Raw genomic sequence first — 13908 nt, forward strand, 5'->3', positions numbered from 1 at the left:
CGGGCCTTCAGAGACGGCCGGCCTCGATGATCCGGCGCAGGAACTGCCGGGTACGGGGCTGGGTCGGCTCGCCGAGCACCTGCTCGGGCGGGCCGCTCTCGATGACCCGCCCGGCGTCGAGGAAGCACACCTCGTCGGCGACCTCCCGGGCGAAGCCCATCTCGTGGGTGGCCAGCACCATGGTCATGCCGTCGGCCTTCAGGTCGCGGATCATCGCCAGCACCTCGCCGACCAGCTCCGGATCGAGCGCGGAGGTGACCTCGTCGAGCAGCATCAGTCGAGGTGAGTTGGCCAGCGCCCGGACGATCGCCACCCGCTGCTGCTGCCCGCCGGACAGCCGGTCCGGGTAGGCGTCCGCCTTGGCGCCGAGCCCCACCCGGTCGAGCAGCTCCCGGGCCTGCGCCTCGGCCTCCGCCCGGCCCCGCCGGTGTACGCGGCGCGGCGCGAGGGTGATGTTGTCCAACACGCTCAGGTGCGGAAAAAGGTTGTACGCCTGGAACACCATGCCGATCCGCCGCCGGACCCGATCGGGGTCCACCCGGGGATCGGAGATGTCCTCCCCGTCCAACTCGATGGTGCCGTCGTCCAACTCCTCCAGCAGGTTGACGCAGCGCAGCAGTGTCGACTTGCCGGACCCGGACGCGCCGATCAGCGCCACCACCTGATGTTCGGCGACGGTCAGGTCGAGCTGGTCGAGCACGGTGTGCCCGCCGAACTCCTTGCGCACGCCCCGACAGCGCAGCAACGCCATGGGTCAGCCTCCCGACTGTCGGCGGGCCGCGCGCAGCGTCACCCAGTCGGTGACCGCGATCAGCGGGATCGCGAGCAGCACGAAGAGCACCCCCGCCACGACGTACGGCGTGTAGTTGAAGGTCTGGGCGGTGGCGATCTGCGCGGCGCGGACCGCGTCGATCGGCCCGGCCAGCGAGACCAGCCCGACGTCCTTCTGCAACGCCACCACGTCGTTGAGCAGGGGTGGCGCCACCCGGCGGACGGCCTGCGGCAGGACCACGTGCCGCATCGTCTGCCGGTAGGTCAGGCCCAACGAGCGGGCCGCGGCGAGTTGGCTGGAGTGCACCGACTCGATGCCGGCCCGGAACACCTCGGCGAGGTAGCCGCCGTAGGTGAGGACCAACGCGATCCCACCCAGCACCAGCACCGGCGGCATGCCCTGCAACCGCAGCCCGGGCACGCCGAGGGTGAGCAGGTACAGCACGATGATCAGCGGGAGGCCGCGGAAGGTGTAGGTGTAGCCGGCGGCCAGCGCGCGGACCGGGAAGAAGACCGGCCCGCGCAGCGTCCGCAGCACGGCGATCACCAGCCCGAGCAGCAGCGCGCCGACCGCACAGCAGACCAGCAGCCGTACGTTGAGCCAGAGCCCGCTCAGCACCGTGGGCAGCGCGTCGCGGGCGATCTCCGGATCCAGGAACGACCGCCGGACCCGGTCCCAGCCCGGCGCCCCGGTCACCGCGATCACCAGCAGCGTGCCGAGCGCCGCCGTCGAGGACGCCGCGACGAGCACGCTGTAGACGGTCTGCTGACGCCGGTACGCCGACCGCCGCAGCTGCGCCTCCGAGGGCACATGATCCAGAAGCGTCACCGCAGCTCGGCCGCCCCCGCCACCTGCGCGAGCCACTTCTGTTCCAGCTCCTTCAGTGTGCCCGCCGTGGTGAGTTGACCGACCGCCGCGCTCACGCAGGAGGTCAGTGGGGAGTTCTTGTCCAGCAGCAACCCGAACGCCTCGGGCGTACCGACCTGCGGCACCTGCCCGACGATCGTCGCGTCGGTGATCTCCGCGCCGGTGATGTAGAAGGCGGTCGGAAGATCCACCACGAGACCGTCCAGCTGCCCGTTCTGGAGGGCCTTCTTGGCATCGTCGTTGCTGTTGTAGACCTGCGGCTTGGCGGCCGGCTTGATCACGTCGGTGATCGCCTGGTAGCTGGTGGTGCCGACCTGCGCGCCGAGCCGAGCGTCCCGCAGCTCGGCCAGCGACTTCCGGCCGGCGATCTTCGAGGACTTCAACGCGATGACGGTCTGCCGTACCAGGTAGTACGGCGCGGAGAAGTCGACCGCCTGCTTGCGCTCGTCGGTGATGGAGAACTGGTTGATGTCGAAGTCGAAGTCCTTCGGCCCCGGCGCGATGGCGGTGTCGAACTTGACCCGGGTCCAGGTGACGTCGCCGCGGGCGTAGCCGAGCTTCTCGGCCACCGCGTACGCGACGGCGGATTCGAAGCCCTCGCCGCTGTCCGGCTTGTCCTTGGCGAACCACGGCTCGTACGCGGGCTGGTCGGTGGCGATGGTCAGCTTGCCCGGCGTACGCGTGGGCAGGCTGTCCCTGGCGCAGGACGGCGCGGCGGTGACATTGGGGGTGGGTTTCTCGTCCTGTGGCGCGCATCCGGCGGTGGCTACGACGACGGCACCGGCGAAGGTGAGCGCGAGGAGACGTGAGCGGCTGGCCATGGCGGACAGCGTAGAGCTCCATGGGCATCGATCGGCAATTGTCCCACCATGTTGGTAGGGAATTGTCCGCTTGCTGGATTTCGACGGACCCGGACGTGGGGCGTCACCCGGGTGGCTGGAAGAATCGTTCCCCGTGAAGACGTTCGAGGAGTTGTTCGCCGAGCTGCAGGCCAAGGCCGCCGCCGGCACCCCGGGCTCGGGCACCGTCGCCGCGCTGGACAAGGGCGTGCACTTCATCGGCAAGAAGGTCGTCGAGGAGGCGGCCGAGTCGTGGATGGCCGCCGAGCACGAGGGGCCGGAGCGCACCGCCGAGGAGATCTCCCAGCTGCTCTACCAGGTCCAGGTGTTGATGCTCGCCAGCGGTCTCGAGCTCAAGGACGTCTACCGACATCTGTGAGTGCCTCCCACCCCTGTTGATCACCAACCGGACCCAAGGAGCACTCCGTCATGCTGCGTGTCGCCATTCCCAACAAGGGCACCCTGGCCGAACCGGCCGCCCAGATGCTGCGCGAGGCGGGCTACCGCCAGCGCACTGACCCCAAGGACCTCGTCTGCCGGGACGAGGCGAACGACGTCGAATTCTTCTACCTGCGCCCGAAGGACATCGCCACCTACGTCGGCTCCGGTGACCTCGACCTCGGGATCACCGGCCGGGACCTGCTGATCGACTCGGCCGCGCCGGCCGAGGAGGTCGTCGACCTCGCCTTCGGCCGGGCCACGTTCCGCTTCGCCGCCCGCCCCGACGACATCGCCTCCGTGCAGGAGTTGGGCGGTCACCGCATCGCCACCGCGTACCCGGGGCTGGTCGAACGGCACCTCGGCGAGGTGGGCGTCAAGGCCGACGTGATCCGCCTCGACGGCGCGGTGGAGAACGCCGTACGCCTCGGCGTCGCCGACGTGATCGCGGACGTGGTGGAAACCGGCGCGACCCTGCGCCAGGCGGGCCTGGTGGTCTTCGGTGAGCCGCTGCTGCGCTCGTCGGCGGTGCTGGTCCGGCGCGCCGGCGCGCCCGCCCAACCGCAGGCCGAGCAGTTGCTGCGTCGCCTGCACGGTGTGCTGGTGGCCCGCCGCTACGTGATGCTCGCCTACGACGTGCCGGCCGGTCTGCTGGACCGGGCCAGCGGGCTCACCCCGGGCATCGAGTCGCCCACCGTGTCGCCGCTGCACCGGGAGGGCTGGGTGGCGGTGCAGGCGATGGTGCTCCGCGACGACGTGCACCGCATCATGGACGAGCTGTACGAACTGGGCGCCCGCGCCATCCTCGTCACCAACATCCACGCCTGCCGCCTCTGACCGTCGCGTCCGCAGCGCGGCCTCGGCGCGTGGGACCTCCCGACGGCCCCGCCCGGACCGGCAAGATCGCGCTCGATCATTGAAGTAGTGGTCCCGATCTCGACGGAGGCCACTGGATCCTGGATCGAGCGCGATCTTGAGGTGGCTGGTGGCTGGTGGGCTCGGGGTGGTGGCTCGGCGGGTGGTGCGTTCGATGACCGGGTGCGGATGGCAGACTGATGGGGTGAGTGAAACCGAACTGGTCCGCCTGAAGCCCCGCCGCATCCGCGTGGTCTGCTGGTCGTCGGCGGCTGCCCTGGTGGTGGTGTTCGGTCTGGTCGCCACCTCGCTGAGTGGCCCGACCGGCGATGGTTACGGCAGCTTCCAGCGCGGCGACCAGATCGCCATGATCGGCCTGGGCATCTTCGGGGCGCTGGGCTTCCTGCTGTTCACCCGTCCCCGGGTGGAGGCGGACGCACGGAGCATCCGGGTCCGTAACGTCATCAGCTCCTACGAGCTGCCCTGGGAGGTTGTCCGGGGTGTCCGCTTCGACCGGGGCGCGCCGTGGGCCAGCCTGGAGCTGCACGACGATGACCTGCTGCCGATGGTCGCGTTGCAGGCCGCCGACAAGGAGTTGGCCGTCGACGGGGTCCGCGCGCTGCGCCGGCTGCACGAGGCCCACCAGGCCCGCCTCGCCGAGCGCGCCGTCGGCCGCTGACCTGACGAAACCTCCCACCGCCGACCTCGCGTCGTCGCCCACCGGCCAGGCCCGCCGCGCACCCTCGCCGAGATCTGGACAACTTCCCTGAAACTGCTGCCTCCCGGCACCCTGAGGCGGCAGTTTCAGAGAAAGTGCGCGGATCTCGAAGCGGCGACAGGGCGACGCGGCGGCCGCGACGCAATGGCCGGCCACGCTCGTGCCCGGCCGCAGGTCGTGCCCGGTTTGGGGGTCGCCGGGGCGCCGGTGTAGTGTTATCGAGTCGACCAGGCTGTCTCCGCGTGCGAGCAGACAGCCTTGAAAGCGGAGCGCCTGCTCCCACCCGAGTCGCCGCTACGGTGGCCGGGTCCGGTCACCGGTTCCGGGCATGTCCCGGTGCCGGATGCGCGATCCTTGTGATCGTGCTGACCGGTCGAGCGGGCCCTGGCATGCGCCGGGGCCTTCTGCTTTTCGGGTCGGTTCCCTCCCGGGAGCCGCAGGGGTCGGCGACTGAGCAGAAACGACTCGAGGAGGCCCCATCAGCGTCGAACCACGCGTGAACGAGCAGATCCGGGCACGTGAGGTCCGACTGGTCGGCCCAGAGGGTGAGCAGGTGGGCATCGTCCCGCTGGAGCGCGCTCTTCAGCTGGCCGCGGACGTCGATCTGGACCTGGTCGAGGTTGCGCCGATGGCGCGCCCGCCGGTGTGCAAGCTCATGGACTTCGGCAAGTTCAAGTACGAGAGCGCACTCAAGGCGCGCGAAGCGCGGCGTAATCAGCAGCAGACCGTCATCAAGGAAATGAAGCTTCGGCCGAAGATCGACCCGCACGACTACGAGACCAAAAAGGGTCACGTGGTGCGGTTCCTCAAGGCGGGCGACAAGGTCAAGGTGACGATCATGTTCCGCGGTCGCGAGCAGAGCCGCCCGGAGCTGGGTTACCGGCTCCTGCGCCGGCTCGAATCCGAGATCACGGAACTGGGATACGTCGAGGCCGCTCCGAAGCAGGACGGCCGAAACATGATCATGGTTCTCGCCCCGCATCGGGCCGTCAAGGCCTCCGCGGTCGCCGCTACGGCGTCTCGCGGCGGACCTCGGGACCGGGCAGCGGACGAGTCCGCCACTCCGGAAGCCGATGAGACCGCGGCGGTCAGCGAGACCGCAGCAGCCGGTGACACCGGCCTCGCCGCCGACACCAGCGGCGAGTAACAGGGGAGAAGACGTTCCACATGCCGAAGATGAAGAGCCACACGGGGATGGGTAAGCGGGTCAAGGTGACCGGCAAGGGCAAGATCGTTGCCCAGCAGGCCGGCCTCCGCCACAACCTGGAGAAGAAGCCCTCCACCCAGACCCGCCGGCTGACCGGCACGGTCGTGCTGGCCAAGGCCGACGTCAAGCGCATCAAGAAGCTGCTCGGCCGCTGACGCGCGCCACCTTTACGTAATTAGGAGTTGAGATGGCACGCGTCAAGCGGGCTGTAAACGCCCAGAAGAAGCGTCGTACCCTGCTGGAGTCCGCGAGTGGTTACCGCGGTCAGCGCTCCCGCCTGTACCGCAAGGCCAAGGAGCAGGTGCTGCACTCGATGCAGTACGCCTACCGGGACCGTCGTGACCGCAAGGGCGACTTCCGGCAGCTGTGGATTCAGCGGATCAACGCGGGCGCCCGGGCCAACGGGATGACCTACAACCGTCTGATCCAGGGCCTGCGTCTGGCCGGCATCGAGGTCGACCGCAAGATCCTGGCCGACATGGCTGTCAACGACGCCGCCTCTTTCGCGGCGATCGTCGAGCTGGCCCGGGCCGCGGTCACGGCCGAGGGCACCGGCGGCGCGGCGGCTCAGGCCGCCTGATCCCCACGCACCAGAGCGAGGCGTCTCCCGTGTCGGCACCGCCGTCCGGGGGGCGCCTCAATCGTGCCGGAGGAGCGCACATCATGGCTTTCACCCCGCGTACCCCCAGGGTTGTCGCCGCCCGCCGCCTGCAACGCCGCCGGGACCGCGACGCCACCGGCCGTTTCCTGGCCGAAGGCCCGCAGGCGGTCCGCGAGGCCCTCGCGCGGCCGGAGGTGGTCACCGAACTGTTCGGTACGACCACCGCGCTCGACCGGTATCCGGAGTTGGCCGCCACGGCGGCCCGCGCCGACGTGCCGGTCTCCGAGGTGACCGACGACGCCATCGCGGCGCTGACCGAGACCGTCGCCCCACAGGGGTTGGTGGCCGTCTGCCGGCACGTGGACGTCTCACTGGAGCAGGCCCTCGCGGGTGCGCCCCGGCTGGTGGCGGTGCTCGCCGAGATCCGCGACCCGGGCAACGCCGGCACGGTGCTGCGCACCGCCGACGCGGCCGGCGCGGGTGTGGTGATCTTCGCCGGAGACGCTGTCGACCCGTACAACGGCAAGTGTGTGCGGGCCTCGGCCGGCAGCCTCTTCCACGTCGACGTGGTGCGCGCCAGCGACCCGGTCGCGGTGGTCGACGCGCTGCGCGCCGCCGGGCTGTCGATCTTCGCCACCACCGGGTACGGCGACAGCGACCTGGACGACCTGACCGACTACGGTCGGCTCGTCGGGCCCACCGCCTGGCTGTTCGGCTCGGAGGCGCACGGGCTGCCCGAGGAGTTGACAGCCGCCGCCGACACCACGGTGCGGGTGCCGCTGTACGGGCGCGCGGAGAGCCTCAACCTGGCTGCCGCCGCCGCGGTCTGCCTGTACGCTTCAGCGAGAGCACAGCGCTGAGGTGATTGCCTCCGGCGCCACTGACAGCAGGGGAGAGCGTCCGTCCATGAACGCGACACGGCGTTCGTTTAGCCAGCCCGCCGGTGTCGGCGGGCGGCGGGCCTGACCTGCTCCCTGCGCAACTCCTACCGGCGGGCTGCGGCACAGCCGCGCGTCCGTAGACTCGCCTAGCCGCCCCGGTGAGGGCTGGCGCCGCCGTGAGGGAGTGCCCGTACGCCATGAGCTACCGCAACGATCCGTACGACCCGAAGCAGGTCGCCCTGCTCGACCCCGCCGCCCTGGCCGAGGCCGTCGCTGACGCCACGAAGGCGTTCGAGGCCGCGGCCGACCCGGACGCGCTGACCGCGCTGCGCTCGGTGCACCTGGGTGACCGGTCACCGGTCTCCCTCGCGCGCCGGGAGATCGGCGCGCTGCCGCCGGCCGCGAAGTCCGACGCCGGCAAGCGGGTCAACGAGGCCCGCCGGGCGATCGAGTCCGCGTACGCCGAGCGCGCCGAGGTGGTGGAGCGCGAGCAGGCCGAGCGAGTGCTGGTCGAGGAGCGGGTGGACGTCACCCTGCCCTACGACCGGCGTCCGCGCGGCGCCCGGCACCCGCTGAGCACCCTGATGGAGTCGATCAGCGACCTCTTCGTCGGGATGGGCTACGAGGTGGCCGAGGGGCCCGAGGTCGACCTGGAGTGGGTCAACTTCGACGCGTTGAACATCCCCGCCGACCACCCGGCGCGCGGGTTGATGGACACCTTCCACATCGCACCGGAGGGCTCCGGCCTGGTGCTGCGTACGCACACCTCGACGGTGCAGACCCGCACGATGCTCAGCCGCAAGCCGCCGATCTACGTGATCGTGCCGGGCCGCGTCTACCGCACCGACGAGATCGACGCCACCCACAGCCCGGTGTTCCACCAGGCCGAGGGCCTGGTGGTCGACAAGGGCATCACGATGGCCCACCTGCGGGGCACGCTGGACCACTTCGCCCGGGCGATGTTCGGCCCGGAGGCGAAGACCCGGTGGCGGCCGCACTACTTCCCGTTCACCGAGCCGTCGGCGGAGTTCGACGTGTGGTTCCCGGAGCACCGTGACGGCCCGCAGTGGGTCGAGTGGGGTGGCTGCGGCATGGTCAACCCCCGGGTGCTGCGCGCCTGCGGCGTCGACCCGGAGGTCTACTCCGGATTCGCCTTCGGCATGGGCATCGACCGGACCCTGATGGTCCGGCACGGGGTCAGCGACATCCGCCATCTCTTCGAGGGCGACGTGCGGTTCAGCCGCGCGCTCGGGACCGGGGCGTAGGCGATGCGGGTACGAGACACGGGAACGGTGGTCTGAAGTCATGCGAGTTTCTGTCAGTTGGCTGCGGGAGTACGTCGACCTCCCCGCCGACCTGCCCACCGGTGACCTGGAGCAGGCCCTGGTCGACCTCGGCATCGAGGTCGAGTCCGTGGTGGACCTGGCCGAGACCGTCACCGGCCAGTTGGTCGTCGGTGAGGTCCGCGAGATCGAGGAGCTCACCGGCTTCAAGAAGCCGATCCGGTTCTGCCGGGTCGACGTGGGTGCCGCCAACGGCACCGGCGAGCCGCAGGAGATCGTCTGCGGTGCCCGTAACTTCGCCCCGGGTGACCGGGTGGTGGTGATCCTGCCCGGCGGCGTGCTGCCCGGCGGGTTCGCCATCGGCGCCCGCAAGACGTACGGGCACAACTCGGCGGGCATGATCTGCTCCGCCAAGGAACTGGGCCTGGGCGACGACCACTCCGGCATCATCGTGCTGGGGTCGGACGTGACGGCCAAGCCGGGCGACGACGCGCGCCCGGTGGTCGGCCTCGACGACGTCGTCCTCGATCTGGAGATCACCCCTGACCGGGGGTACGCGCTGAGCCTGCGCGGCCTGGCCCGGGAGTTGTCGCACGCGTTCGACGTGCCGCTGCGCGACCCGGCCCTGGCGCCGGCCCCGGGTGGCACCGAGACACCGGCGTACCCGGTGGAGGTCCGCGACACGGTCGGCTGCGACCGGTTCACGGCCCGCCTGGTCCGCGGGGTCGACCCGACCGCGCCCACACCGTCCTGGATGCAGCAGCGGCTCGTCACCGCCGGCATCCGCAGCATCTCGCTGCCCGTCGACATCACCAACTACGTGATGTTGGAGCTGGGCCAGCCGATGCACGCCTTCGACGCCGACCGGATCGCCGGGCCGCTGGTGGTCCGTCGCGCCGACGCGGGGGAGAAGCTGACCACCCTCGACGGGGTCAACCGGGTGCTCACCGGCGACGACATGGTGATCTGCGACGACACTGGCCCGATCTCCCTCGCCGCGGTGATGGGCGGCGAGACCAGCGAGGTCGTCGCCGGCACGACCACAGTGCTCTTCGAGGCGGCGCACTGGGACCCGGCGATGGTCGGGCGCACCGCCCGCCGGCACAAGCTGTTCAGCGAGGCCGCGAAGCGCTGGGAGCGGGGCGTCGACCCGGCCGTGGCGCTGGTCGCGCTGGAGCGTGCCGTGCGGCTGCTCGCCGAACACGGCGGGGGCACGCCGAGTGCGGAGATCCTGGACATCGACCACGTCCGGCCGCGTACCCCGATCAGTCTTCCGGCGGACCTGCCGACCCGCCGGGTCGGCGTCGAGTACCCGCCGGCGCGGGTGGTCGCCCTGCTGGAGCGGGTCGGCTGCACTGTCGCGCAGGGCGCGGACCGGTTGTCCGAGGACCCGGGCGCGGTCGGCGTGGCCAGCGGCGTCGGGACGGTGCTGAGCGTGACGCCGCCGACCTGGCGGCCGGACCTGACCGACCCGGCCGACCTGGTCGAGGAGGTGGTCCGCCTCGACGGGTACGACCGGGTGCCGTCGGTGCTGCCGACCGCGCCTCCGGGGCGCGGTCTGACCCCGCGGCAGCGTCGCCGTCGGGCCGTCGCCGGGTCGCTGGCCGAGCGGGGGTACGTGGAGGTGCTCGCGCACCCGTTCGTGTCGCCGGAGCTGGCCGACCAACTCGGCCTGCCGGCCGACGACCCGCGTCGGCCCGCGGTGCGGCTGGCCAACCCGCTGTCCGAGGAGGAGCCGCTGCTGCGCACCACGCTGCTCGGCCCGCTGCTCGGCATCCTCAAGCGCAACCTCGGCCGGGGGCACCGCGACCTCGCCCTCTACGAGATCGGTGCGGTCTTCCACCCGCGCCTCGGCGCCGGCAGCCCGCCGGCGATGGGCGTGGACCGGCGCCCCACCGACGAGGAGTTCGCAGCCGCCGACGCGGTGGTGCCGGCGCAGCCGGTGCACGTCGCGGTGGTGCTCTCCGGCGACCTGGACCCGGCCGGCTGGTGGGGTGCGGGTCGACCGGCCGGCTGGGCGGACGCGATCGAGGCGGCCCGTGACGTGCTGGCCGCCGCCGGGATCCCCGACGAGCGGGTCGAGGTGCGCGCCGCCGAGTACGCCCCGTGGCACCCGGGTCGCTGCGCCGAGCTGCGGGTCGACGGCTCGGTCGTCGGACACGCCGGCGAGCTGCACCCGGTGGTGGTCGCGGCGTTGGAGCTGCCCCGCCGCACCAGCGCGATGGAGCTGAACCTCGACACGCTGCCGCCGACCCCGGTGACGCCGGCGCCGACGGTCTCCGGCTTCCCGCCGGCGCTGATCGACGTGGCCCTGGTGGTGGACGAGTCGGTGCCGGCGGAGCAGGTGCGCCGGGCGCTGGAGGCGGGCGCCGGTGAGCTGCTGGAGGACGTGCGGCTGTTCGACGTGTACTCCGGCGCGCAGCTCGGCGCCGGCCGCCGCTCGTTGGCGTACAAGCTCACCTTCCGGGCACCGGACCGGACGCTCACCGTCGAGGAGGCGGTCGCGGCGCGGGACGCGGCGGTCGCCGTCGCGGCGGAGCGACTCGGCGCCACCCTGCGCGGCGCCTGACGCGACCCACGACGGCCCCGGTACCCCGCAGCGGGTAGCGGGGCCGTCGTCGTTTCGCCGCCGGCTGCGCCGTGTCGGGCTTCCGACAGGCCGCGCCGGCCCTCGTCGGCGGCGAGGCCGTCCCTGGCAGGTTGCGGTGGCTCGGCACCAGGCATCCGTCGGCTGTGGCATGCGTCGGCGTCGATACCTGGTGCCCTTCGGGTGATCGGCCGGGGGCTCGGTGTCGACGTTGCCGACCATGTCACGAGCCTTTCCGAGGTCGACACGAATCGGTAGCCTTGCCTGGCGAAGGGGTGAGTGCCGACGCCTGTCGCAGGCCTTCAGGTCAAGGAGCAGCGCATGATCGAGGCAATCGTCGCCGCGGCGCTCGTCAAGATCGCCGAGGGGTCCGGGGCGGCACTCGTCGACCTGATCCGGCGGCGATTCGTCCGCAGTGACGAGCCGGCAGGGATGCTCGAATCCCTTGACCGGGTCGCGCAGGGCGACGCCTCGGCGGACGACATGGCGCAACTCCGTGCGCTCCTGGCCCGTTTCGCGGCCGAGGATCCGGAGTTTCTGCGGGAGCTCCGGCAGGGGTCCACGTCGATCGGCAGCACCAACGTGGTGGCCTCCAGCAACGTGGGCAAGCTGGTGCAGGCCCAGCGCGTCGGCGACATCACGATGTAGCCGGAAGGTGGCCGACATGGAGCCCGCCTCCGGAAGCTCGTCGCACAACGTGGCCGAAGGCCTGTTGGCGCACCAGGTCCTCCAGGTGGGCTCCTCCGGCCCGATCTACGTCGAACAGCCGCGAGCGGCGGCGCGCGTGCCCGAGCCACCGCACATGCTCCCGGGCGGCATCGGGAGGATCGTCGGCAGGCACCACCTGCTGCACGAGATGGACGAGGCGATGACGACGCCCGGCTCGCGCTGCTGCATGCTGTGGGGTCTGGCCGGCTCGGGCAAGACCACCCTCGCGGTCGCCTGGGCCAGCTCGCGCATCGCCGAGTATCCCGACGGGCAGTTCTTCGTCGACATGTGCGCGTACTCCGGCACACCGCGCATCGAGACCCGGGACGCCCTGCGCAGCTTCCTCGCCACGCTGGGGATCAACCGGTCCGACCTTCCTGACAACGAGGCGGAGTGGGGCGGCGTCTTCCGCGCCGTCACCGCTGGCCGGCGTTGCCTCGTCATCGTGGACAACGTGGGCTCCTACGAGCAGGTTCGGGACCTGGTGCCGGGCTTCGGGTCGGTGCTGGTGGTCACCAGCCGCCGGGCGATCCCGGAGATGAGCGTTCGGCACGACGCCCGGGTCATCAAACTTCCGTTGCTCACCCTCGACGAGGGGGTGGAGCTCATCGCCGAACGTGTCGGGTTCGCCCGCGTCGAACGGGAGCAGGCCGCCGCCCGGCGCATCGTGCAGCTTCTGGAGGGGCACCCGTTGGCGCTGGCCATCGTCTCGGCGAAGCTCGCCATCCAGACCACCTGGACGATCGACGACGCCGCGAGGGGAATCGAGGAGGAGCAGAGCCCACTTCGCTTCCTCGACGACGCGGGCCTGGGCATCGAGGTCGGTCGCGTCATCTCCTGGTCACTCGACGACCTCGACGCGGCGACGACGAAGGTCCTCTACGTCGCGTCCATGCTGCCCAGCAACGAATGCTCGGTGGCGGTGCTGTGCCTCGTCCTCGACCAGCCCAGGCGGGTGTGTGACCGCAGTCTTCAAGCCCTGTGCCTGGCATCCCTCATCGACGAGATCAGCCCTGGCCGTTACCGCTTCCACGACCTGATGAAGGCCTATCTCGCGGAGACGCTCGGGCAGGTGCTGGACCCCGCCGAGCAGGTTCTGACCGCGCGCCGCATCCGCACCGTCCACCTGGCGTTGAGCTACGCCGCCGATCGCGCCATCGACCCACACCGGGACTCCCTGCCCGCGGACCAGGAGCTGCTGGCGGTCGTCGGGTCGACCAGCTTCACAGTGGCGCAGGCTCTCTCCTGGTTCGAGTCGATCACCGCGTCCCTGACCTACCTCATCGAGCAGGCCCGGGCCGACGACGACTTCGCCTTCATCACCCGGTTCGCGCGGGCGCTCAACACGTTCCTCTACTGGCGTCAGGACGTCACGAGAACGCTGTCCGTCCAACGGGAGGCTGTTGCCGCGGCGGCCGCCGGTGACCCGGCGATGGAGGCGCTGTCCCGACGCGCCCTCGGGCGTGCCTACGCCGACATTGGCCAGCTTGAGCCGGCGAAGGAGCAGTTGCGCGCCTCCATGGCTCTGGACGCGACGTCCGGCGACGATTCGGGTCGGGCGTCGTCGCATCACGCCATGGCCGAGCTCTGCCTCCGGTCGGGTGACCACCGGGACGCGCTGCGCTGGGGGCTGCGGGCGGCCCGGGAATCCAGAAACGGCAACAATGTCGTCCGCGAGGCCCGGGGGCTGTACGACGCGGCCCGGGCCCTGAACGAACTGGGCCACCATTCCTGGGCCCGAGGGCTCGGCCTGCGCAGCCTCGCCATGTGCGAGGAGCGCGGCAATGACTACGGCCGGGCGCTGGCCCTTCGTCTGCTCGGCGCGGCCGGCCTCCGGTCGGGCGAGGTCGAGGAGGGCTGCACCTGGTTGGAGCGGGCCTGGCGGGTCGAGGAGTCCCTCGGCAACTTCCGTTCCGTCCGGACGATCCTGGGCCAGCTTGAGCAGGCGTACGGTCAGGGCGGAAACGCCAGCGCCGTGGAAGAGGTCCGACGGGCGCTGGCCCGCCTGGAGCACTATCCGGATCTCACCCAGTCGACGTTGGTGGTCGGGAGTCCGGCGATATGAGCCCTCGGTACGCGCCGCTCGTCCCGGCTGACGAGCTGGCCAGCCCTGAGTCATATCGGCAACTGCGGCGGGAGCGGGAAGCCACGA

Annotated in this window: 14 protein-coding genes; 11 read left to right on the plus strand and 3 right to left on the minus strand. The window is 71.2% G+C overall.

Features of this window, described 5'->3' with window-relative positions; genetic code table 11:
* Nucleotides 1–7: 7 nt before the first annotated feature.
* From GUI43_RS23420 to GUI43_RS23430, 3 genes are read right to left on the minus strand one after another with little or no spacing between them, the layout of a single operon-like run.
* On the minus strand, nt 8–751 hold the full coding sequence (locus GUI43_RS23420; RefSeq protein ID WP_112604919.1) for an amino acid ABC transporter ATP-binding protein: 744 nt from the start codon (nt 749–751) through the stop codon (nt 8–10).
* A 3-nt stretch (nt 752–754) separates the two neighbouring features.
* Nucleotides 755–1600 carry an amino acid ABC transporter permease gene (locus tag GUI43_RS23425; RefSeq protein WP_112584602.1) on the minus strand — a complete coding sequence of 282 codons (846 nt, stop codon included), beginning with the start codon at nt 1598–1600 and terminating at the stop codon, nt 755–757.
* Nucleotides 1597–2460, minus strand: a complete 864-nt coding sequence (locus GUI43_RS23430; protein WP_112699795.1) for an ABC transporter substrate-binding protein — start codon at nt 2458–2460, stop codon at nt 1597–1599. The genes GUI43_RS23425 and GUI43_RS23430 overlap by 4 nt, the downstream gene beginning before the upstream one ends.
* 133 nt (nt 2461–2593) lie before the next feature.
* Here GUI43_RS23430 and GUI43_RS23435 point away from each other — a divergent pair, with 133 nt between their 5' ends.
* The 11 genes from GUI43_RS23435 (at nt 2594) to GUI43_RS23485 (ending at nt 13821) form a co-directional block, all read left to right on the plus strand.
* Nucleotides 2594–2857, plus strand: coding sequence for a phosphoribosyl-ATP diphosphatase (locus tag GUI43_RS23435; RefSeq protein WP_030335709.1), 264 nt, complete (start codon nt 2594–2596; stop codon nt 2855–2857).
* Between the two features lie 50 nt (nt 2858–2907).
* Nucleotides 2908–3753, plus strand: a complete 846-nt coding sequence (gene hisG, locus GUI43_RS23440) for an ATP phosphoribosyltransferase (protein ID WP_030488425.1) — start codon at nt 2908–2910, stop codon at nt 3751–3753.
* Nucleotides 3754–3976: 223 nt separating this feature from the next.
* On the plus strand, nt 3977–4450 hold the full coding sequence (locus GUI43_RS23445; RefSeq protein WP_211326750.1) for a PH domain-containing protein: 474 nt from the start codon (nt 3977–3979) through the stop codon (nt 4448–4450).
* A gap of 535 nt (nt 4451–4985) precedes the next feature.
* Nucleotides 4986–5636, plus strand: coding sequence for a translation initiation factor IF-3 (infC, locus tag GUI43_RS23450; protein WP_091401946.1), 651 nt, complete (start codon nt 4986–4988; stop codon nt 5634–5636).
* A gap of 20 nt (nt 5637–5656) precedes the next feature.
* Entirely contained in the window at nt 5657–5851 is a 195-nt protein-coding gene (gene rpmI, locus GUI43_RS23455) for a 50S ribosomal protein L35 (RefSeq protein WP_007458415.1), read from the plus strand.
* A gap of 32 nt (nt 5852–5883) precedes the next feature.
* Nucleotides 5884–6276 (plus strand): 50S ribosomal protein L20, encoded by a 393-nt coding sequence (rplT, locus tag GUI43_RS23460; protein WP_030488429.1) that lies wholly within the window; start codon nt 5884–5886, stop codon nt 6274–6276.
* An 83-nt stretch (nt 6277–6359) separates the two neighbouring features.
* Nucleotides 6360–7157 (plus strand): TrmH family RNA methyltransferase, encoded by a 798-nt coding sequence (locus GUI43_RS23465; protein WP_112699796.1) that lies wholly within the window; start codon nt 6360–6362, stop codon nt 7155–7157.
* A gap of 218 nt (nt 7158–7375) precedes the next feature.
* Nucleotides 7376–8443 (plus strand): phenylalanine--tRNA ligase subunit alpha, encoded by a 1068-nt coding sequence (gene pheS / locus GUI43_RS23470; protein WP_030335722.1) that lies wholly within the window; start codon nt 7376–7378, stop codon nt 8441–8443.
* Nucleotides 8444–8483: 40 nt separating this feature from the next.
* On the plus strand, nt 8484–11030 hold the full coding sequence (pheT, locus tag GUI43_RS23475) for a phenylalanine--tRNA ligase subunit beta (protein ID WP_112604913.1): 2547 nt from the start codon (nt 8484–8486) through the stop codon (nt 11028–11030).
* Nucleotides 11031–11369: 339 nt separating this feature from the next.
* Entirely contained in the window at nt 11370–11696 is a 327-nt protein-coding gene (locus GUI43_RS23480; RefSeq protein WP_112699797.1) for a hypothetical protein, read from the plus strand.
* Nucleotides 11697–11712: 16 nt separating this feature from the next.
* Complete coding sequence (locus tag GUI43_RS23485; protein ID WP_112699798.1) at nt 11713–13821, plus strand: tetratricopeptide repeat protein; 2109 nt, start codon at nt 11713–11715, stop codon at nt 13819–13821.
* The last annotated feature ends 87 nt before the right edge of the window (nt 13822–13908 follow it).

This window comes from Micromonospora noduli (assembly GCF_003264365.1).
Taxonomy (GTDB): Bacteria; Actinomycetota; Actinomycetes; order Mycobacteriales; family Micromonosporaceae; genus Micromonospora; species Micromonospora noduli.